Genomic DNA, 19,609 nt, shown 5'->3' on the forward strand with positions numbered 1-19,609 from the left:
CGGCCAAGAGCGCGTCCTCAGGCACACGACCTGGAATTTCGCTCCAGACGCGGAGACTGGGAGAATCGGGGTTCGCCTGTGTCAGAGCGCGCGGGCCGACGACCAGGAGGAACCATGGGCAAGACCGGACGCAAGCGCCGGGGCCGCAAGAAGAAGGCCGCGAACCACGGCAAGCGCCCCAACGCGTGAGCTGACTCGGCACCACAGCCAGGCAGCACCACCAGACAGCACAGAACCCCCGCACCGGACGTCCCGGTCGGGGGTTCGTTGCGGACTGGGGTCAGCTCTCGGTGTAGGTCACCTGGATCTGCTGGATCTGGACCCGCACCCGCTGGCGCAGACTCTCCGGTGCGTGCTCCATGCACGAGCGCTGGACCAGCGCCTTCACCGTGCGCTGCAGGTCGTAGCTCTGCAGACAGGGCGCGCACTCCTCGAGATGGGCCTTGACCTCGGCCACCTCGCTCCCGTCCAGCTCGTTGTCGAGCAGGCAGACGATGCGCTCGAGGAACTCGGCGCAAGTCTCGTCGCTGGTCATGACGTCGTTCCCCCTCCGGTGCCGTCGTGCCCCACCGGCAACAGGTCGTGGGCACGCACGTAGTCCGAGAGCATGTCTCGCAGCTGACGGCGCCCGCGGTGGAGCCGAGACATCACGGTGCCGATCGGCGTCCCCATGATCTCAGCGATCTCCTTGTACGCGAAGCCCTCCACGTCGGCGAGGTAGACCGCCAGGCGGAACTCCTCGGGCAGCCGCTGCAGAGCGGCCTTCACCTCCGAGTCGGGCAGGTGCTCGAGAGCCTCGCTCTCGGCGGACTTCAGGCCGGATGACGTGTGGGACTCCGCGCGCGCGAGCTGCCAGTCCTCGACATCCTCGGACATCGCCTGCCGGGGCTGGCGCTGCTTCTTGCGGTAGTTGTTGATGAACGTGTTGGTGAGGATGCGGTAGAGCCAGGCCTTGAGGTTCGTCCCGGGCTTGAACTGGTGGAACGACGCGTAGGCTTTCGCGAAGGTCTCCTGCACCAGGTCCTCGGCGTCGGACGGGTTGCGGGTCATCCGCATCGCCGCGCCGTACAGCTGGTCCAGGAACGGCAGCGCGTCATGCTCGAAGCGAGCGGCACGCTCCGCGTCGGTCTCGCGGGTGACGTCCACCTCGGGCGCCTCGTCGGCGGCCTGGGTGGGGTCGGGAGAAAGTTCGGGGTGGTCTGTCATCGACTCCCAGGTTACCGGGGGCCGCGAACGATCCATGAGCGCAAGCACGTGATGGCAACACGGCGCGCGGCTCATGGATTCCCGGAAACCTCGCGCACCAGCCACTCCAGCACCGCCTCCACCACCAGGTCGAGCGCCTCGGGCTGTGAGAGAGGCCCGCGCGCGGGCACCTTCAGCCCGTGGTCCGCCGCGGGTACGACGGCCAGGTCCGTACCCTCCGGAAACTCCTCGGGCAGACCCATCGGGTCGCGCTCGCCCTGCACCACCAGGGTGGGGACGCCGGCGCCGGTGAGCTCCTCGACTCGGCTCTTCTCGGGTCGCCCCGGCGGGTGCAGCGGGAACGCCAGCGCGAGACAGCCGGCGGCACCCAGCCGGGAAGCGCACCGCGCGGCGGACCTGGCACCGGCCGACCGGCCGCCGACGACCAGCGGCGCGCGCGGACGCAGCGTGGCGACCGCCGCCTGCAGCCCGACGTCGAGCGTCGGCGGCGCCGACGCGATCTTCTTCCCGGCGACGCGCCACGGCTGCTCGAACAGCGCGATCGAGACGCCCTGCCGCGGAAGAGCGGTCGACAGCGCGGCCAGGTCGCGGGCCTCGACGCCGTTGCCGGCGCCGTGGCTGAGCACCAGGGTCGCCGTGCTCCCCCGGGCCGGGTGCACCAGAAGCCGGCCGCGACCGTACGCCGTGTCGACCTCGATCTCGCGCACGCTCACCTCACGCCAGGGCGTCCTCGGCCGGGATGGGCTCGACCAGCTCCGGACCGTTGTTGCGCACGTTGTTGACGTCGGTCGACACGGGGAACGCCTCGAGCCGACCCGGCGCCGCGGGCACGAGCAGCGAGAGCAGGTCGTCGCGGCCGGCGACGTCCGGGTCGAGCCAGGCCGACCAGCGGTCGCGCTCGACCATCAACGGCATCCGGTCGTGGATGTGCCCGACGGCGTCCTCGGCCTCGGTCGTGAGCACCGTGCAGGTCCAGCGGAACCGGTCAGGGTCGTCCTCGGCCTTGTCGGGGTCACGCCAGATCTCGTACAGCCCGGCCATCGCCATCACCCCGCCGTCCTGCGGGTGGATGTAGAAGGGCTGCTTGAGCGGGCGGCCGGACTTCCCCTTCACCTGGGTCGGGTACCACTCGAAGTAGCCGTCGGCCGGCAGCAGGCAGCGGCGCGAGGCGAAGGCCCGCTTGTACGCCGGCTTCTCGGCCACCGTCTCCATCCGGGCGTTGATCATCCGGTTGCCGATCGAGGGGTCCTTCGCCCAGGACGGGATCAGTCCCCAGCTGACCACCCGCAACTGCCGCTGCGGCGGCTGGGGCTCTGGGTCGTCGCGGGATGACGGCGACCGCTCCATCACGGCGTACACGGGCTTGGTCGGGGCGACGTTGTAGTCGGGCGCGAGCGCCTCCTCGACCCGGTTGCCACCGGACGCGGAGATCTCGAACTCCTCGACCAGGTCCTCGGGCTTCCGGCTCGAGGCGTAGCGACCACACACACGGCCAGACTAGAGCCGGGCTCGGACAGGGTCGCCGCCTTCCCCGGTGCACCGGGAATTCATGACGTTCTCGGCCGAAATTTCCCTCCAGAACGTCAGCGTTCCCCGGTTAACCGGGGAAACCGACAGGACCCGGATCGGTCAGAACGACTGGTCGCGGGACAGCTCGTCCAGCAGGCTCGACGCCTGCTCGGCCACGAGCGGCAGACTCTCGCTCCAGATGCGGACGCCGCCGAGGGCGCGCTCGCCGACCTCCAGCAGGTTGCGCAGGAGCGTCGTACGGCGGGCCAGGCCCTCGTTGCGGGAGGCCAGGATCACGATCCGGCGAGGTCCGATCCGGCAGACCGTCTCGCCGGCGGAGAAGACCGAACGGGCGGACTCCCCGATCCGGGACATCCGCAGGTCGAGGCCGAAGACCTCGTCGGCGATGCCGGAGAAGCGCGGTGCGGCCGCCTCGACGACCACCAGCGCGTAGCGGTCGCGGAGGGGGGCCGGCCCGCGGGTGTCCCCCCGGTACAGCTCCGTGAGCCGGCCCCGTAGATGAGCCATGCTGGCCAACCCGGTCAGCGGGTCAGCGCACGAGAGCTGGTGAAGGTACGCGAGCGTCGCCTCGCTCCAGCCCAGCGCCACCGCACACGCATCGGTGAATGCCGGCTCTGTACCCAGAACGAGCTCGTAAGTCGTCCGAAGATCCGCCAGGGTCTCCTCCAGTGAGACCCCCTGGCTGCCCTGCAACCTGCCCACCACTTCACAGGCATCGGTGGCAGTCCGGCCGGCGATCAAGGCTTCTCCTACAGCCTCGAAGCGCTCAGGCAAGTCCCCCCGAACCTGCTCGAAGAGCGCAGGATCGGATGCGGAGGAAGGCTCGGGCACCACTTTGTCCCGGAAAGCCCAAAACCCCATGACGCCTCCCTCCGCAATTCCGACCAGCGCTCTCCGCCGATGTGACGGCGCGCGGGGTCAAGCATGATGCCGGTTTGCCGGAAAAATCTCGGAGTTGCTCCCATACTGACGTCACAGGTCTCGGCTTCCCCCGTTGGAGTTGGTGTGAGCGTCTCGCTGTCGGTCGACGGCCCGGGCGATGCCGAGCTGATCTCGGCCGTCCGCGGCGGTGACGTCGACGCCTACGGCGAGCTCTTCGCGCGGCACGTCGACGCCGCACGACGCCTGGCGCGCCAGCTGACCGGCCCGGCCGACGCCGACGACCTGGTATCCGACGCCTTCACCAAGGTGCTGACCGTCCTCCAGCGAGGCGGCGGGCCGGACCTGGCGTTCCGCGCCTACCTGCTGACCGCCGTACGCCGACTCCACGTGGACAAGATCCGGGCCGGCTCCCGGCTGCGCCCGGTCGACGACCTGGCGCCGTTCGACCCCGGCCTGCCGTTCCACGACACCGCCGTCGAGGGGTTCGACAACGCGGCGGCCGCGCGCGCCTTCGCCTCGCTCCCCGAGCGGTGGCAGATGGTGCTGTGGCACACCGAGGTCGAGCAGCAGAAGCCCGCCGACATCGCGCCGTTGCTCGGAATGAGCGCCAACTCGGTGTCCGCACTCGCCTACCGTGCCCGCGAGGGTCTGCGCCAGGCGTTCCTGAGTCAGCACGCGACCGATCCGGACGACGTCGACTGCGCCTGGACCCGCGACCACCTCGGTGCCTACGTGCGCGGCGGTCTGTCCCGCCGCGACGCCACCAAGGTGGACGACCACCTCGCCGTCTGTCGCGCCTGTGCCGCCGTCTACCTCGAGCTCACCGAGGTGAACTCCGGACTGGCCGCCCTGCTGGCGCCTCTCCTGCTCGGCTCGGCCGGAGCCGGCTACCTGTCCTCGAGCAGTGGGGCCGGATCGGGTGCACTCACCGGCGGTTTCGCCGCCGCCAAGGCCTGGGCCGCCGCGCACGCGTCGTTGACCGCGATTGGCGGCATGGTCGTGACCGCCACGGCGGTGTTCTCGATCTACGGCGCGACGCAGCTGCACGGGCACAGCACCGCCGAGCTGGGCTCGCCGCCCACGCTCAGTCACCCGGCCGCTTCCACGCTCCCAGCCACCGGCGGAGACCGTGGCGGCCGCAACCAGGGCCACCAGGGCCACCAGAGCGGGCGCAGCCAGACGCCCACCGTCGGTCCGGCAGTCGGAACCGCCGGGCCGACCCCCTCCGCCTCGCCCACGAGCACGCCGACGCCAAGCGCCGGCCCGTCGGTGCCGGCCGACCCGACCAGCTCGAGCAGCCCGACTGACCCGAGCTCGTCCCAGCCGTCCGATCCGTCGACCGGACCGACCGTCCAATCGGTCGCTTTCACCTCGACCCCGCCCAGCAACCCGGCATTCGGGAGCACCTACCGTCTGGCGGCAACGGGCGGCGCGGGCGACATCACCTTCTCGGTCGATCCGGCCACCACGAGCGATGCCTGCACGATAAAGGGGCCGCGAACGGTGCTGTTCCAGCACGCCGGCACGTGCGTGGTGGTAGCCCAGGACTCCGGAAAGACCGCCGCGCGAGTCGGGGTGTCGTCTCAGCGTGCCCACTCCCGCGACGCCAAGCAGAGGATCTACGTCCCGAAGGAGCCCCAGACGGTCACGATCACCTCGACGCCGCAGGAGCCGGTCGTGGACGGAACGCCGTACACGATGGAGGCGGACCCGGGGGTGACAGGCAACGACATCACCTACACGGCAAGCGGTGGCTGCTCCGTTGACGTCGACACCGTCTCGTTCCAGCACGCCACTTCCTGCACGGTCACCGCCCACCAGGACGGCAACGGGGACTACAACGCGGCCGACGACTCCCAGACGTTCCACGTCGGCCAGGGTTCGCAGACCATCACCTTCACGCTGGATTCGACCGCTGCTGTCGGAGACACAAGACCCCTGACGGCAATTGCCAGCTCCGGCTTGCCCGTGACCCTCACTGTCGATGAGACGACATCTGCCGACGTGTGCACCCTCAGCGACGACGAGTCCACGGTCAGCTTCGTTGGTGCTGGAAGTTGCGTGATCTACGCGGACCAGCCGGGCAATGCTGATTACCAGCAGGGAGCCCGGGTGACGCAGAGCACCGAGGTCGCTGTGCCCATCGTCGCCTTCATGACGGTGAACGCCACGGCAGAGCCGCTGAAGGGGAATGGCCAGCAGCAAGTGACCGTCACGGTCGACGGGCTTCCTGACCAGCAGAAGGCGCAGGTCGAGGTCGTCTTCCCGAGCACGGCCCACGTAGACGAGTCCTCAGACGCGTGCACTGTGCCGCCGTCGGCAGACAACAGCCCTGGCGCGAACAGCAACCAGGTGTACGACTGCGAGGTCACTCAGGCGGGTGAGCAGAAATTCACGTTCAGTGTCACGGTCAACAAGGGCCGGCAGGACGTGACTGGGACTCTCAGTCCTGAGGGCGATCTGCGCTTGGACCCGAACTCGAAGACGACGTTCAAGGTCACCCTGGTCAACGACGACAGCACCACGGCGACTCGTTCTTTCACCACCCGCACCCAGGCGTAGTCGCGGCACATCCTGGTATCGGGCACGGGTGTCGGATCGGGGCCATTGGGTAAGAAGAACCTATGACCGCCATCAGACTGATCGCCCGACCGATGCTCGCGTCGATGTTCGTGGTGGGCGGGATCGACTCGCTCCTGAACGCCTCGCCCAAGGTCTCGAAGGCCGAGAGGGTGACCGAGCACGTCCCCACGCTGGCCGAGAAGATCGCGCCCGGGCTGCCGGTGCCGACCGACCCCGCCACGCTGATCCGGATCAACGGCGGCGCCCAGGTGGCGGCCGGTCTGGCCCTGGCGACCGGTCGGATGCCGCGGCTGTCGGCGCTGGTCCTGGCCGCCTCGCTGGTCCCGACGACGTACGCCGGACACGCGTTCTGGGAGGAGAAGGACAAGTCCGCCCGGGCGATGCAGCGGATCCAGTTCTTCAAGAACATCTCGATGATGGGCGGCCTGCTGGTGGCGGGCGTCGACACCGAGGGCAAGCCGGGCATGGCGTGGCGGGCGCGTCGGGCGGCGAAGGATGTGCGCCGCGAGGCGAAGACCCTGGCCAAGCAGGCCCGGGCGGAGGCCCGGATCGCGAAGGCCCATCTGACCTGAGCTCGGAGGCGCGACTGCTCGGTACGCTGCGCCGGTGACCAGGGCGCCGACCGCTGCGTGGGCGGCGCCGTACGCCCCGGGGCCGGTGCGCGCCGAGGTGACGCTGCCCGGCAGCAAGTCCCTGACCAACCGGGCGCTGGTGCTGGCCGCGCTCGCCGACGCGCCCTCCGTGGTACGTCGCGCGCTGCGGTCACGCGACACGCTGCTGATGGCAGGGGCCCTGACCACGCTCGGCTGCCGGGTCGACACGACCACCGACGACTGGTCGGTCGAACCCGGACGTCTGCTCGGGGGTGGGTCGGTGGACTGCGGCCTGGCCGGCACCGTCACCCGCTTCGTCCCGCCGGTGGCCGGGCTGGCCGAGGGTGACGTCGCCTTCGACGGCGACCCCCATATGCGCACCCGACCGGTGGGTGAGGTGCTGACCGCCCTGCGTGCACTCGGGGTCCGGATCGACGGTGACCGGCTGCCGTTCACGGTCCACGGCCAGGGGCACGTGCGCGGGGGTCGGGTGGTGATCGACGCGTCGGGGTCCAGCCAGTTCGTCTCGGCACTCCTGCTGGGGGGAGCGCGCTTCGACGAGGGCGTCGACCTCTTGCACGACGGGAAGACGGTGCCGTCGCAGCCGCACATCGAGATGACCGTCGCGATGCTCCGGCTCCACGGCGTCGAGGTCGACGACGACGAGCCGGCCCGCTGGCGGGTGGCGCACGGACCGGTCCGGGCCGCGGACCACACCATCGAGCCCGACCTCTCGAACGCCGCCGCGTTCCTGGCCCTGGCCGCGACGACGGGAGGGTCGGTCACGGTCCGCGACTGGCCGGCCGAGACCACCCAGCCCGGAGACGTCATGCGCGACCTGCTGGGCCGGATGGGATGCACGGTCGTGCGCGACGGCCGTGGGCTCACCGTCACCGGCTCCGACCGGATCGGGGGCGTCGATGTCGACCTCCACGACGTGGGAGAGCTGACCCCCGTCGTCGCCGCACTGTGTGCCCTCGCCGACGGACCGTCGTACCTCCGCGGCATCGCCCACATCCGGGGTCACGAGACCGACCGGATCGCAGCGCTGGCCACCGAGCTCCGCGGGCTGGGCGCGGACGTGACGGAGCTGGCGGACGGACTGGAGCTCCGGCCGGCGACGTTGCACGGTGGGATGTTCCGCAGCTACGCCGACCACCGGATGGCACATGCAGCCGCGGTGCTCGGGTCGGCGGTCGAGGGCGTGGTGGTCGACGACATCGCCGCGACGAGCAAGACGTTCCCGGACTTCCCGCAGGTCTGGTCCGGGCTGCTGGACGCCCGATGAGCGGCCGGTACGACGAGCACGACCACGAGCACTACGAGCGCCCGCGCCGCCGCACCCGTCCGCGGACCAAGGAGCGTCCCCAGTACGACGACGCCGTCGACGCCGTCGTGACCACGGTCGACCGGGGCAGGTTCACGCTGCGGGTCGGCGGCGAGGTGGACGGGGTGCGGGTGTGGGCTGTCAAGGCGCGACCGCTCGGCCGCAAGGGCGTGGTGGTCGGCGACCGGGTCCGCGTGGTGGGTGACGTCTCCGGCGACGAGGGCGCGCTCGCCCGGATCGTGGAGGTGCAGGACCGGGCGACCGTGCTCCGGCGTACCGCGGACGACGACGACCCGGTCGAACGCGTCCTGGTCGCGAACGCCGACCAGCTCGTCGTCGTCACCGCCCTCGCCGACCCCGAGCCCCGGCCGCGGCTGATCGACCGGGCGCTGGTGGCGGCCTACGACGCCGGGATGAAGCCGCTGCTGTGCCTGACCAAGGCCGATCTGGCGGACCCGGAGACGCTGCTGGCGACGTACCGCTCCCTGGGCGTGCCCTGGGTGGTGACGCAGCGCGGCGCCGACCTCGGCGAGCTCCGCGACCGGCTGGCCGGCCGCACCAGCGTCATGATCGGGCACAGCGGCGTCGGGAAGTCGACGCTGGTCAACGCACTCGTGCCGGACGCCGACCGTGAGATCGGGCAGGTGAACGCCGTGACCGGACGCGGGCGGCACACCTCGACGTCGGCGATCATGCTGGCCCTGCCCGAGCACCACGGGGCAGCCGGCTGGATCATCGACACCCCCGGGATCCGGTCGTTCGGGCTCGCCCACGTGCGGCCCGAGGACCTGATCGAGGCGTTCCCCGACCTCGACGAGATGACCGAGGACTGCCCCCGCGGGTGCACCCACGCCGCCGACGAGCCCGAGTGCGGCCTCGACGAGGCGGTCGCTCGCGGAGAGGCCGATCCGGAGCGGGTCGAGTCGTTCAGGCGGCTGCTCGAGGCCAGGTCGGGGCCGGAATACTGAGTTCGAGGACGGTGGTTTCGTGACGCTCGCAGAGCTCGCTCCTCAACCATGCGTGGCTAGCGGCCCCAGACGGCCCGGGAACCGGCGTCGCCGGTGAGGAAGACGCAGACCAGGACGGTGACCGCGCCGGCCAGGAGCACGAGCTGGATCGCCCATGCGACGACCCCGGTGCGGCCCGTGCGGCTGCGGCCGTCAGTCGCCAGCGGCGAGGGCCCACCCAGCTGCCAGACCGCGAGCGCGGTCGGCACCAGGAAGGCGAGCATCACCCAGCGCAGGAAGCGCCCCCGGGCGGCGTGCGTGGCCAGCTCCGGGAGGGTCTGGAGCTGTCGCTGGTTCTCCAGGGACTGGCCGGACTGGACCGCGACGATCCCGGCAGCCGCCGAGATCACCGCGCAGGCCACCAGCGGCCAGCGCAGCCACCACCGCCACCTCGGCACCGCGGCGTACAGGATGCCGCCGATGCCGGCCAGCGGCGCGAAGACCACCACGACGTGGACGATCAAGGGGTGCAGCGGGAGGCCGTTGAACTCCATGGCTTACATATACGGCACGACCGGCTACCGCGTTCGGACCGTGCGGTGCCGCCGTCCCGGGAGCCCGTCGGAATAGCCTGTGCCCATGCCGCCTGCAGGTCAGCCAGCGACCGACTACACCGACGACCTCCGCCTCGCCCACGTGCTGGCTGACGACGCGGACTCGATCACCACGTCCCGGTTCAAGGCCCTCGACCTGCACGTGATGAGCAAGCCCGACCTGACGCCGGTCACCGACGCGGACGAGGCCGTGGAGGAGTCCATCCGGCGCACCCTGTCGCGCGTGCGGTCACGCGACGCGATCACCGGTGAGGAGCAGGGCAGCTCCGGACACAGCCAGCGGCGGTGGGTGATCGACCCGATCGACGGCACCAAGAACTTCGTCCGCGGGGTCCCGGTGTGGGCCACGCTGATCGCGCTGGTCGTCGACGACGAGGTCGTCCTCTCGGTGGTCTCGGCGCCGCAGCTGCAGCGGCGCTGGTGGGCGTCGGCGGGCAACGGCACCTGGACCGGGCGGTCGCTGCTCAAGGCGACCCGGTGCACCGTCTCCGACGTACGCCGGCTCGAGGACGCCTCGCTGTCCTACTCGTCCCTGCACGGCTGGGACGAGCGGGAACGGCTCGAGGACTTCTTGTCGCTGATGCGTCGTTGCTGGCGCTCGCGCGCGTACGGCGACTTCTGGTCCTACATGCTGCTGGCCGAGGGTGCCGTCGACATCGCCACCGAGCCCGAGCTCCAGGTCTACGACATGGCCGCTCTCGACGTGATCGTGCGTGAGGCCGGCGGGTCGTTCACGTCGCTGGACGGCACACGTGGACCCTTCGGCGGCAACGCGCTGGCCACGAACGGTCATCTGCACGACGCCGTGCTGTCCTTCCTCGGGTCGCTGCCCGACGACGACCACGACCCCGACTCGCCCCCACGCGGCCCCGGCTCGGTCCATGATCTGCTGTCGCGGCGCACCCGCGGAGAGGACTAGCCTTCGGGGGAGCCGAGCCGAGGCAAGACTGAGGAGTGGTCATGCGGATCAGCGACGTTCTCTCGACCAAGTCCGGCGACCGGGTCGTCACCATCCCGCCCGACGCCTCCGTACGCGAGCTGCTCGGGCTCCTGGCCCGGCACAACATCGGGGCGGTCGTGGTCAGCGCCGACGGTCAGGCGGTGGATGGCATCGTCAGCGAACGTGACGTCGTACGCCGACTCCACGAGGACGAAGCGATCCTCGACGGGCCGGTCAGCCGGATCATGACCAGCGACGTGGCGACCACCGAACCGCACACCCCCGTCGACGACCTACGCGTGGTGATGACCGAACGCCGGATCCGGCACGTACCGGTCGTGGTCGACGGCCGGCTGACCGGGATCATCAGCATCGGTGACGTCGTGAAGTCGTCGCTCGACCAGCTGCAGTTCGAGCGGGACCAGCTCGACAGCTACGTGCACCAGACCTGACCGGCTCTGCAGTCAGGCCCAGCGCGACCACATCTCGTCGCGGGCCGGGCCCTGGCACGCCTCGCACGGGCACGTGTCGGCCCGGACCTCGTCGTCCGCGCCCTCGGACGACGGCGCGTCGGGCGGGTCCCTCCGACCCGTGTCGACCAGCTCCGGCCGGCTCTGGTGGATCGTCAACGCCATGCGTCCCACGCTAGGGGCGACCACCGACACTCGGCTCGACCGTCGTTGCTCGTAGGCTCGGGGGATGGACAAGCCCGAGATCGACTTCCCCGACGGCCCTCCGCCCACGGACCTGGAGGTCACCGACCTCGTCCAGGGGGACGGCCCGGAGGCCTCCGCCGGCTCCACGGTCCAGGTGCACTACGTCGGGGTCGCGCACTCGACGGGTGAGGAGTTCGACGCGTCGTACAACCGCGGTGAGCCGCTCCAGTTCCGGCTCGGCATCGGCCAGGTCATCCAGGGCTGGGACACCGGCGTCCAGGGCATGAAGGTCGGCGGACGGCGCCGGCTCGTCATCCCACCGCACCTGGCCTACGGCGACCGCGGCGCCGGTGCCGTGATCAAGCCCGGCGAGACCCTGATCTTCGTCTGCGACCTCGTCTCCGTCGACTGAGCGATGCTTCGGACACCGTCACCGGGCCTCGACGCGCTCGCGCGACCCTTCGAGTCGCTCGCTGCACTCGCTCCTCAGGACACCGTTTCGTTCCCCAGTCGCGTCGCTTGCTCGACCGGCGCCCGTCCGCGCCGTGCGCTCGTTCCTCGCGCACGACTGCTCGCTTGACCTTGGAGTCGACTCCAAGGTCTAGCGTCGTGGTGTGAGCACGACGTACACCGTCTCCCAGCTGGCCAGCGCCGTCGGCAGCAGCCCCGACACGTTGCGCTACTACGAGCGGATCGGCCTGCTGCCGGAGCCACCGCGGACGCCGGGCGGCTATCGCGCGTACGACGACACCGCGCGCGACCGACTCGCGTTCATCCAGGGTGCACAGCGACTCGGCCTGACCCTGGCCGACGTCCGCGACCTGCTCGCGGTGCGCGACACCGGTGAGTGCCCGTGCGAACCGGCCGAGCAGCACCTGGCGCGACGGCTCGCCGAGGTCGACGCCGAGATCACCCGGCTGCAGGCCCTGCGCGAGCAGATGCGCGCGATGCACGACGCGATCGTCGCCCGAAACTGTCTCCCGCCGGAGCCCGGCACCTGGTGCCTCGACCCCGCCTCCTGCGGCGACCCGCGGGACGAGGTGCACACGATCGGAAGGAGGTGAGCGGGATGACCGACGAGTGCGGATGCGGCTGCGGCTGTGGCTGCGACTGCGGTTGCTGCTGACCGGACCACGGTCTCCCGAGGGCCCCGGGAGACCGCCCCTACCCGACCGTCACCCGCCGTCCCGCACACTCCACGACGTCGCCCCCCACCAGCTGCCGGCCTCGCCGGGTCTCGACGTCGCCATTGACCCGCACCAGCCCCTGCGCGAGCAGCCCCTTGGCGTCGGCCCCCGTGTCGACCAGGTCGGCCAGCTTCAGGAACTGACCCAGCCGGATCGACCCGTCCCGGAGCGGAACGACGCGGTCCGCGTCCCTCGGCCCGCTCATCAGCGCACCACCACCGTCACCGCATGGATCACCAGTCCCACCAGGCCTCCTACGATCGTGCCGTTGATCCGGATGAACTGCAGGTCCCGCCCCACGTGGAGCTCGATCCGCCGGGCCGCCTCGCGGCCGTCCCACCGCTGGACGGTGTGCGTGATCACGCTCGTGAGCTCGGCGCCGTAGCGCTCCACGGCGAACACCGACACATCGGCGACCGCCCCGTCGATGCGCGCACGCAGCTCGGCGTCGTCGCGCAGCCTGGCCCCGAACGCCGCCAGCTCGCGCCCCAGGCGGTCGCGGACTGCGCCCTCGGGATCGAGCAGCGACGCCTGCAGCGCCCGGCGCAGCGCGTTCCACAGGGCGATGCCGGACTCGACGAGCTGCGGCTGGTCGAGCAGCCGTTCCTTGAGCCGCTCGGTGCGCTCCCGGGTGTCCGGGTCGTGCTGGAGGTCCTCGGCGAGCTGGGTGAGCAGGGAGTCGAGGGCCAGCCGCGCACGATGGTCGGGGTCGGCCCGGATCTCGGCGAGCCAGGTGACCAGCTCGCCGGTCACCCGTCGCGTCACGGCGTCGTTGAGCCGGGGCGGCGCCCACCAGGGTGCCCGCTGCTCGAGCACCTCGGCGACCGTGTCCGGGTTCTCCAGCAGCCATCCGTGGAGCTCGTCCAGGGCCAGGTCGACCACGCCCTGGTGCACGCCGTCGCGGACCGCCTCCGCCAGCAGGCCGCCGGCCAACGGCGCGACGGGCTCCTCCCGGAACCGCGGGATCAGCGCCTCCGTGACCAGGTCGGACACGTGCTCGTCGCGGATCTTCCCGAGCCCGATCGCCGCGACCTCGGAGACCTCGTCGACCACGCGGCGTACGTGTTCCGGGTCTGCCAGCCAGTCCGCCACTCGCTCCGAGATCGCCGCCGAGGCGACGCGGTCGCGGATGATCCCCTCTTGCAGGAAGTTCTCGCCGACGAACTCCTCGAGGCTTCGGCCCAGCTCGTCCTTGCGACGCGGGATCAGCGCGGTGTGCGGCACCGGTAGCCCCAGCGGGTGCTTGAACAGGGCCGTGACCGCGAACCAGTCCGCGATGGCACCCACCATCGAGGCCTCCGCCCCGGCGTTCACGAAGCCGAGGAACCCGTCCTGCCCCAGCGTGAGCAGGTAGACGACGGCCGCCAGCACCAGCAGGCACACCGCGAGCGTGCGCATCCTGCGCAGCCCTCGTCGCCGCCGGGCGTCGGCGGCCGGGTCCGGCGTGATCATCGCGATCGGGCCGGCCGACGTCGTGGTGGTGGTCATCGGGTCGATTGTCCCCGATGCAGTGATGTCAGAATTCGCCCCATGCCGCGCACCGTGATCACCTTCGGCACCTTCGACGTCTTCCACGTCGGGCACCTGCGCGTGATCGAGCGCGCCGCCTCCCTCGGCGACCGCCTGGTGGTCGGTGTCTCCGCGGACGCCCTCAACCTGCGCAAGAAGGGTCGCGAGCCGGTCTTCAGCGAGTCCGAGCGCCTGGCGATCATCGGCGCTCTCCGGATGGTGGACGAGGTGTTCGTCGAGGAGAGCCTCGAGCAGAAGCGCGAGTACATCGAGCGGTACGCCGCCGACGTGCTGGTCATGGGCGAGGACTGGCGCGGGAAGTTCGACGAGTTCGGCGACATCTGTGAGGTCGTCTACCTGCCGCGTACGCCGGCCATCTCGACGACCGCCCTGATCGAGAAGATCTCCTCGTCGGGCTGAGTCGCACGAAATCACCTCCAGGTGACCCTGCCGTGTCTAGGGTAGGTGCGTCTCGGGCCGCCCATCGGCCACCGGCCGTCATCCCAGGAGCTCTCGCCGTGCGCCGTTCCGCCGCCACCGCCGTCCTGGCCGTCACCCTGTCGACGGCCTTCGGCGCGACCTCGACCATGGCACCCGCCGTCTCCGCACACGCGGCCGCCGGGTCGGCCGTGAGCGGTTCGGCCAAGCCCGGCAGCGGCTCGGCCCGGGCGCAGGCGGAGCGGGCCCTCCACACCGCCACCCACGTGCTCTCCGGGACGGCGCCCCACGCCGACGCCTCGATGGCGATGCTCCTACTCCGGCTGAGCATGCACGCCCTGGGCCCGGCGGACCGGCGTCAGGCGGCGGCCATCCTGGCCCGGCCGACCGACAACCCCGACTTCTACGGCGAGGACTACACGGTCAAGGCGAGGCAGAAGTGCTCCGGCCACATCTGCATCCACTGGGTCCCCACCACCCGGGACGCCCCGCCGAGCACCGCCTGGGTGGACAAGCAGCTCCGGATGCTGAACCAGGTGTGGAACTACGAGGTGAAGAAGCTCGGCTACCGGCGACCGGTCTCGGACGGCACGCGGGGCGGTGGCGGCTCGGGCATGTTCGACGTCTACCTCAAGGAGCTCTTCCGACAGGGCCTGTACGGCATAACGGTGGCCGAGCAGCCCAGCCCCACCAACACGCGCCTCTACTCGGCGTACATGCTGATCGACAACGACTTCAAGCGCTCCCAGTACGGCGGCGACCCGATGCAGGTCGCCCGGGTGACGGCGGCACACGAGTTCTTCCACGCCATCCAGTACGGCTACGACGCGGACGACGACCCGTGGATGATGGAGTCGACGGCGACCTGGATGGAGGACCAGTTCGACGACTCCAGCAATGACAACCGGCAGTACCTGCCGTGGAGCCAGCTCCACGAGCCGGGGAAGCCGCTCGACACCGGTGGCGGCTTCGAGCAGTACGGCAACTGGGTCTTCTTCGAGTACCTGAGCGAACGCTTCGGCCGAGGCATCGTGAAGACGATCTGGCGGCACGCGGCCGCGTTCGGCCGGATCGGCCACCAGTTCTCCGCCCAGGCGATCCGCTCCTCCCTGCGCCACCACGGGGGGCTGACGAAGGTGTTCGGGAACTACGCCAACGGCAACACGATCCCGGGTCACACGTACTCCGAGGGTCAGGCGTACCCGGCCGCAGGTGCGACCAGCACCGTCACGCTCACCCACGCATCGCCGCAGACCCCGTGGACCACCTACCGGGTCCGGCACCTCTCCTCGGTCGATCTCCAGGCCAAGCCGGGCGCCGACCTGACCGGTCCGGGGTGGCGGCTGCGGCTGAAGGTGGACGGGCCCGACCGTCGGTCGGCGCCGGCGGTCGTGGTGCTCGTCAAGCGGAAGCAGCAGCCGATGACGCGGACCCTCGTGCACCTCACGCAGACGGGGCGCGGCAAGGTGACGGTGCCCTTCAGCCAGGTCAACACCAGCAAGGTCACCATCACCCTGGCCGATGCCTCCACGAGGTACACCTGCGACACCGGCGGGGGCTACTCCTGTGACGGGACCTCGAAGGATGCACGCCGGTCGTTCACGGTGAGGCTGATCGCCTACAAGCCCTGATCGAGGCGGTGTCCGTCGATCCGTGACAATTCCGAGATCGGTCCGTGACCGATTCTTTATCCGTGACCTTTCCGTGACATTCTCGTGACATTTCCCGGCTGATATCCATTCGTTATTCAGTCGATATTGTACGGCGACGATCGGCTGGTTCTCTTGGCACCGGGACCATGGCCGCGTCGACAGGAGACCCCAGGCGCGCCCGGTCCGGTGCACCGCTCGGCGACGTCATCGCCGGGTCGAACCGTCACTGAAAGGCGCGTAGATGAGACTCAAGACTCCATTGGTCGCCCTGTCCTCGGCGGGGCTCCTCGCCCTGGCCGCGTGCGGCGGGAGCGGCGGTAGCTCGGCCAGTCCGAACGACACACCGTCGAACTTCAACCCCGGAGACACCGGGAACGGTCAGGACGCCCACGCCAAGGGTCCGGTGACGATCCCCGGCGCCCAGAAGGGCGGCACCGTCACGGTTCTGACACAGGGGGGTCTGACCACCACCATCGACCCCAGCGAGATCTACTACACCGACACCTCGTCGATCTTCAGCGGCCTGATCGGTCGCTCGCTGACGCAGTACCGCTACGACCCGGCCAGCAAGCAGATGATCCTGGTTCCGGACCTGGCCACCGACCTCGGTCACCACAACGACAGCTACACCAAGTGGACCTTCACCATCCGCTCCGGTGTGAAGTGGGGCGAGAACGGCCAGCCCGTGACCGCCAAGGACGTGGCGTGGGGCATGACGCGCTGCATGGACGCCGCCACCTTCCCGACCGGGCCGTGCCAGTACTACTCGAACGTGTACTTCAAGGGCGGCTCGACCTACAAGGGCCCCTACACCGAGAAGCAGAAGCCGGGCACGATCTTCAAGGGCATCAAGGTCAACGGCAACACGATCACGATCAACATGTCCAAGCCCTTCCCGGACATGCCGTACTGGGGCACCTTCCCGGCCAACGGCCCGATCCCGACCGACCCGAAGGTCTCTGACCCGAAGGCCTACAAGAAGCACCCGTGGTCGACCGGCCCGTACATGATCAAGTCCTTCACCACGGCCAAGGAGCTGGTCCTGGAGAAGAACCCGTACTGGAGCACGAGCACCGATCCGGCCCGCACGCAGTACCCCGACGGGTACGACTTCCAGCTGCAGACCCAGTCGGAGAAGATCGACCAGATCCTGCTGGCCGACTCCGGCACCGGGCAGACCACGCTGACCTACGACGACCTGCTCGCCCCCGACTTCCAGCAGCTGAAGCAGAAGGACCCGAGCAGGCTGACGCTGGGTGGCTCCCCGTGCACCTACTACTGGGCTCCCGACAACCGGAAGATCACCAACAAGAAGGTGCGTGAGGCTCTGTCCTGGGCCTACCCGTACAAGAACATCATCCTGGCCAGCGGCCTGATCCCCGGGGTCAACGCCATCCCGGCCAGCAACCTGATGCCGCCGGGTGTTCCGGGACGCAAGCCGTACAACGTGACCGGCCGCCAGGGCTTCGACACCGACGCGGCGAAGGCGAAGGCGCTGCTGAAGTCGGCCAACGCGCTCGGGTTCGAGATCAAGTTCCTGTTCCGCACCGACGACCCGATCAGCGTGAAGTCGAAGGACGCCACCGTGAAGGCGCTGACCGAGGCCGGCTTCAAGGCCACCCCGGTGCCGACCACGACGGCCAACTACACCACGGCCCGCGACAACACGTCGGAGGACATCAACGTCCGCTCGGCGGGTTGGTGCTCCGACTGGCCGTCCGGCTCCACCTGGATGCCTCCGGTGCTCGGGTCGACGAACCCGGACAAGACCCACTCGTTCGGGTCCAACTACTCGGCCTTCAGCAACAAGGCGGCCGACCAGCAGATGGACGCCATCCAGAAGATGCCGCTGGCCCAGCAGGCGGATGCGTGGAACGCGCTCGACAAGCAGATCGCGACGAAGTACTTCCCCCTGTTCACCACCTACTACACCGGCATCGCGCAGGCGCACGGATCGAAGATCAACGGCGACAACGATGACAACACGCTCGGCATGCCGACGTGGAAGAACATCTGGATCACCCAGTGATCGGTTGACCGAGCACCTCTGAAATATCCCACCTCGGACGGCGGGGCACGGAGTTCCGTGCCCCGCCGTCCACCTGTCCGGGTCAGGCGGAGGTCGGCTCGAAGCTGACCAGTCCCACCACGTTGGCCTCGGAGTCGGTGACGAAGGCCTGCCACTCGGCCATGCCGGCCGGACCGAGGACGTCGTCCTCGTGGGTGAAGATCTGGTGCGGTCCGAGACGATCTCCGTCCGTCCGCGCAGGCCATCGACGGCGCGATGGACGTCGGGGACCTCGAGATAGAGCATCGACGACGGCGCGTTGCCGTCGAGGAGCAGCCTCGTCCCCTCGAGGTCGAAGAAGAGCAGCCCCGGCGGCTCGAACCTCCCGCTCGGCTCCACTCCGAGGAGCTCGGAGTAGAACGCCGCGGCACGGTCGAGGTCCGTCGCGTGCAGAGCCACCTGGACGAGCCTGGTCATCTCGTCTCCTTCCGCTGCCCGCATGCTGGCACTTCTGCGGAGATCGTGACCAGCGGCTCACCTCGACGTACCTCCGTCCGGTGCGGCAGGACGGCCGCCGCATGGCTACGTTCGACCCGTGGACGTCACGATCGAGGAGTACGACGGGTCGCACCGCGACCTCGCCTGGTCGTTCCGCGAGGCGGAGGACTCCGAGCAGCTGCTCAACTCCTACATCGACCTCGGCAGGCTCTGGGTCGCGCGGTCGCCGGACGGCGAGATCGTCGGGCACCTCCAGGCCGTGGTGCGGGACGCGCAGGTCTGGGAGGTCACCAACACCGCGGTCGCCGAGAGCGCGCGCGGCCGTGGCGCCGGTCGGGCACTGCTCGAGCGCGCCGTCGAGGAGGCGAGGTCCGCCGGCGCCACTCGGGTGATCCTGGCGACGGCGACCGCCGACGTCGGGAACCTACGCTTCTACCAGCGCTGCGGCTTCCGGATGACCCACGTCGTGCAGGACGCCTTTGCTCCCTTCCGGGGCTACCCGCCCGGCATCGAGGTCGACGGTATCCCGATGCTCGACCAGATCTGGTTCGAGCGGGTGTTGTGAAGGCACGGGTCACTCACGTCGGGGTCGATATCGGAGCCAGCTTCTGTCCACACTCGGTTTGGGTGGAGGCAGGAATTCGGGTTTGTGGTCGTTGGGATTGAGCCGGACCTGCCAGGGTGAGTCGTGGATGACCCGGTGATGGTGGCCGCACACCAAGACCAGGTTTTCCAGTTTGGTCTCGCCGCCGAGGATCCAGTGCCGGATGTGGTGGGCGTGACACATCAACGGCGGCCGATCACAGCCGGGGAACGCACCGTGCCGGTCCCGGATGACCAGGGCGGCCAGATCGCGACGGTGACCAGCCGCCGGGCCCGGCCCACATCCAGGGGCTCACCGCGGCTGCCGAGGACGGCGGGGATGATCTCGGCGTCACAGGCCAACCGGCGGATGGTCGAGCCCGACAGCTCGGTGCCGTCCCCGCTCACCCCGGACACCCCGACCCCGATTCCGACTGTGCCCGGCCACCGCGGTGTC

The 19,609-nt window shown here is 70.0% G+C and carries 23 protein-coding genes and 1 pseudogene; 13 read left to right on the forward strand and 11 right to left on the reverse strand.

The window, feature by feature from the left end; genetic code table 11:
• Positions 1 to 114: 114 nt before the first annotated feature.
• Complete coding sequence (locus tag VGK78_RS20375) at positions 115 to 189, forward strand: 50S ribosomal protein bL37 (protein ID WP_396408713.1); 75 nt, start codon at positions 115 to 117, stop codon at positions 187 to 189.
• Positions 190 to 280: 91 nt separating this feature from the next.
• Here the strand turns inward: VGK78_RS20375 and rsrA are convergent, their stop codons facing one another.
• The 5 genes from rsrA to VGK78_RS12615 form a co-directional block, all read right to left on the reverse strand.
• A complete protein-coding gene (rsrA, locus tag VGK78_RS12595) occupies positions 281 to 535 on the reverse strand; it encodes a mycothiol system anti-sigma-R factor (RefSeq protein ID WP_331527993.1) in 255 nt (84 codons plus the stop codon).
• Positions 532 to 1,206: a sigma-70 family RNA polymerase sigma factor gene (locus VGK78_RS12600; protein ID WP_331527994.1), complete on the reverse strand. Its 675-nt coding sequence runs from the start codon at positions 1,204 to 1,206 to the stop codon at positions 532 to 534. Before VGK78_RS12600 ends, rsrA begins: the two co-directional genes overlap by 4 nt.
• A gap of 71 nt (positions 1,207 to 1,277) precedes the next feature.
• The gene (locus VGK78_RS12605; RefSeq protein WP_331527995.1) at positions 1,278 to 1,913 is read right to left on the reverse strand and encodes an alpha/beta family hydrolase; all 636 of its coding nucleotides are present in this window, start codon (positions 1,911 to 1,913) and stop codon (positions 1,278 to 1,280) included.
• Positions 1,914 to 1,920: 7 nt separating this feature from the next.
• Positions 1,921 to 2,694 carry an SOS response-associated peptidase gene (locus VGK78_RS12610; RefSeq protein WP_331527996.1) on the reverse strand — a complete coding sequence of 258 codons (774 nt, stop codon included), beginning with the start codon at positions 2,692 to 2,694 and terminating at the stop codon, positions 1,921 to 1,923.
• 141 nt (positions 2,695 to 2,835) lie between these two features.
• Positions 2,836 to 3,243 (reverse strand): hypothetical protein, encoded by a 408-nt coding sequence (locus VGK78_RS12615; RefSeq protein WP_331527997.1) that lies wholly within the window; start codon positions 3,241 to 3,243, stop codon positions 2,836 to 2,838.
• Positions 3,244 to 3,741: 498 nt separating this feature from the next.
• Here VGK78_RS12615 and VGK78_RS12620 point away from each other — a divergent pair, with 498 nt between their 5' ends.
• The 4 genes from VGK78_RS12620 (at position 3,742) to rsgA (ending at position 9,089) form a co-directional block, all read left to right on the forward strand.
• Positions 3,742 to 6,180 (forward strand): sigma-70 family RNA polymerase sigma factor, encoded by a 2,439-nt coding sequence (locus tag VGK78_RS12620; RefSeq protein WP_331527999.1) that lies wholly within the window; start codon positions 3,742 to 3,744, stop codon positions 6,178 to 6,180.
• A 62-nt stretch (positions 6,181 to 6,242) separates the two neighbouring features.
• A complete protein-coding gene (locus tag VGK78_RS12625; RefSeq protein WP_331528000.1) occupies positions 6,243 to 6,773 on the forward strand; it encodes a DoxX family protein in 531 nt (176 codons plus the stop codon).
• 34 nt (positions 6,774 to 6,807) lie between these two features.
• Positions 6,808 to 8,082 carry a 3-phosphoshikimate 1-carboxyvinyltransferase gene (aroA, locus tag VGK78_RS12630; RefSeq protein WP_331528001.1) on the forward strand — a complete coding sequence of 425 codons (1,275 nt, stop codon included), beginning with the start codon at positions 6,808 to 6,810 and terminating at the stop codon, positions 8,080 to 8,082.
• Positions 8,079 to 9,089 (forward strand): ribosome small subunit-dependent GTPase A, encoded by a 1,011-nt coding sequence (gene rsgA, locus VGK78_RS12635; protein WP_331528002.1) that lies wholly within the window; start codon positions 8,079 to 8,081, stop codon positions 9,087 to 9,089. Before aroA ends, rsgA begins: the two co-directional genes overlap by 4 nt.
• Positions 9,090 to 9,145: 56 nt before the next feature.
• On the opposite strand, the gene VGK78_RS12640 is transcribed toward rsgA, so the two are convergent.
• Positions 9,146 to 9,622: a DUF2231 domain-containing protein gene (locus tag VGK78_RS12640; RefSeq protein WP_331528003.1), complete on the reverse strand. Its 477-nt coding sequence runs from the start codon at positions 9,620 to 9,622 to the stop codon at positions 9,146 to 9,148.
• Positions 9,623 to 9,707: 85 nt separating this feature from the next.
• Here VGK78_RS12640 and hisN point away from each other — a divergent pair, with 85 nt between their 5' ends.
• The gene (gene hisN / locus VGK78_RS12645; RefSeq protein ID WP_331528004.1) at positions 9,708 to 10,601 is read left to right on the forward strand and encodes a histidinol-phosphatase; all 894 of its coding nucleotides are present in this window, start codon (positions 9,708 to 9,710) and stop codon (positions 10,599 to 10,601) included.
• Between the two features lie 41 nt (positions 10,602 to 10,642).
• On the forward strand, positions 10,643 to 11,074 hold the full coding sequence (locus tag VGK78_RS12650; protein ID WP_331528005.1) for a CBS domain-containing protein: 432 nt from the start codon (positions 10,643 to 10,645) through the stop codon (positions 11,072 to 11,074).
• Positions 11,075 to 11,086: 12 nt separating this feature from the next.
• Here the strand turns inward: VGK78_RS12650 and VGK78_RS12655 are convergent, their stop codons facing one another.
• The gene (locus VGK78_RS12655) at positions 11,087 to 11,257 is read right to left on the reverse strand and encodes a hypothetical protein (RefSeq protein WP_331528006.1); all 171 of its coding nucleotides are present in this window, start codon (positions 11,255 to 11,257) and stop codon (positions 11,087 to 11,089) included.
• A 64-nt stretch (positions 11,258 to 11,321) separates the two neighbouring features.
• Here VGK78_RS12655 and VGK78_RS12660 point away from each other — a divergent pair, with 64 nt between their 5' ends.
• Both VGK78_RS12660 and VGK78_RS12665 read left to right on the forward strand, forming a co-directional pair.
• Complete coding sequence (locus VGK78_RS12660) at positions 11,322 to 11,690, forward strand: FKBP-type peptidyl-prolyl cis-trans isomerase (protein ID WP_331528007.1); 369 nt, start codon at positions 11,322 to 11,324, stop codon at positions 11,688 to 11,690.
• Between the two features lie 202 nt (positions 11,691 to 11,892).
• A complete protein-coding gene (locus VGK78_RS12665; protein ID WP_331528008.1) occupies positions 11,893 to 12,342 on the forward strand; it encodes a heavy metal-responsive transcriptional regulator in 450 nt (149 codons plus the stop codon).
• A gap of 100 nt (positions 12,343 to 12,442) precedes the next feature.
• Here the strand turns inward: VGK78_RS12665 and VGK78_RS12670 are convergent, their stop codons facing one another.
• Together VGK78_RS12670 and VGK78_RS12675 are read right to left on the reverse strand one after the other, a co-directional pair.
• Positions 12,443 to 12,670, reverse strand: coding sequence for an RNA-binding S4 domain-containing protein (locus VGK78_RS12670; RefSeq protein ID WP_331528009.1), 228 nt, complete (start codon positions 12,668 to 12,670; stop codon positions 12,443 to 12,445).
• The gene (locus VGK78_RS12675) at positions 12,670 to 13,953 is read right to left on the reverse strand and encodes a DUF445 domain-containing protein (RefSeq protein ID WP_331528010.1); all 1,284 of its coding nucleotides are present in this window, start codon (positions 13,951 to 13,953) and stop codon (positions 12,670 to 12,672) included. The genes VGK78_RS12670 and VGK78_RS12675 overlap by 1 nt, the downstream gene beginning before the upstream one ends.
• A gap of 42 nt (positions 13,954 to 13,995) precedes the next feature.
• Between VGK78_RS12675 and VGK78_RS12680 the strand changes: the two genes are divergently transcribed.
• The 4 genes from VGK78_RS12680 to VGK78_RS12695 all read left to right on the forward strand — a co-directional run bounded on the left by VGK78_RS12680 (position 13,996) and on the right by VGK78_RS12695 (position 19,135).
• Positions 13,996 to 14,394: an adenylyltransferase/cytidyltransferase family protein gene (locus VGK78_RS12680; RefSeq protein WP_331528011.1), complete on the forward strand. Its 399-nt coding sequence runs from the start codon at positions 13,996 to 13,998 to the stop codon at positions 14,392 to 14,394.
• Between the two features lie 98 nt (positions 14,395 to 14,492).
• Positions 14,493 to 16,043, forward strand: coding sequence for an MXAN_6640 family putative metalloprotease (locus tag VGK78_RS12685; RefSeq protein ID WP_331528012.1), 1,551 nt, complete (start codon positions 14,493 to 14,495; stop codon positions 16,041 to 16,043).
• 262 nt (positions 16,044 to 16,305) lie between these two features.
• Positions 16,306 to 18,093 (forward strand): ABC transporter substrate-binding protein, encoded by a 1,788-nt coding sequence (locus VGK78_RS12690; RefSeq protein ID WP_331528013.1) that lies wholly within the window; start codon positions 16,306 to 16,308, stop codon positions 18,091 to 18,093.
• Positions 18,094 to 18,667: 574 nt separating this feature from the next.
• Positions 18,668 to 19,135, forward strand: coding sequence for a GNAT family N-acetyltransferase (locus tag VGK78_RS12695; RefSeq protein ID WP_331528014.1), 468 nt, complete (start codon positions 18,668 to 18,670; stop codon positions 19,133 to 19,135).
• Between the two features lie 9 nt (positions 19,136 to 19,144).
• On the opposite strand, the gene VGK78_RS20380 is transcribed toward VGK78_RS12695, so the two are convergent.
• Both VGK78_RS20380 and VGK78_RS12700 read right to left on the reverse strand, forming a co-directional pair.
• Positions 19,145 to 19,357, reverse strand: a complete 213-nt coding sequence (locus VGK78_RS20380) for an HNH endonuclease signature motif containing protein (RefSeq protein ID WP_414690678.1) — start codon at positions 19,355 to 19,357, stop codon at positions 19,145 to 19,147.
• A pseudogene (locus VGK78_RS12700) lies at positions 19,357 to 19,609 on the reverse strand (hypothetical protein); the annotation flags it as partial. The pseudogene VGK78_RS12700 and the gene VGK78_RS20380, both read right to left, overlap by 1 nt.

The organism is Nocardioides sp., from assembly GCF_036503465.1.
GTDB lineage: Bacteria > Actinomycetota > Actinomycetes > Propionibacteriales > Nocardioidaceae > Nocardioides.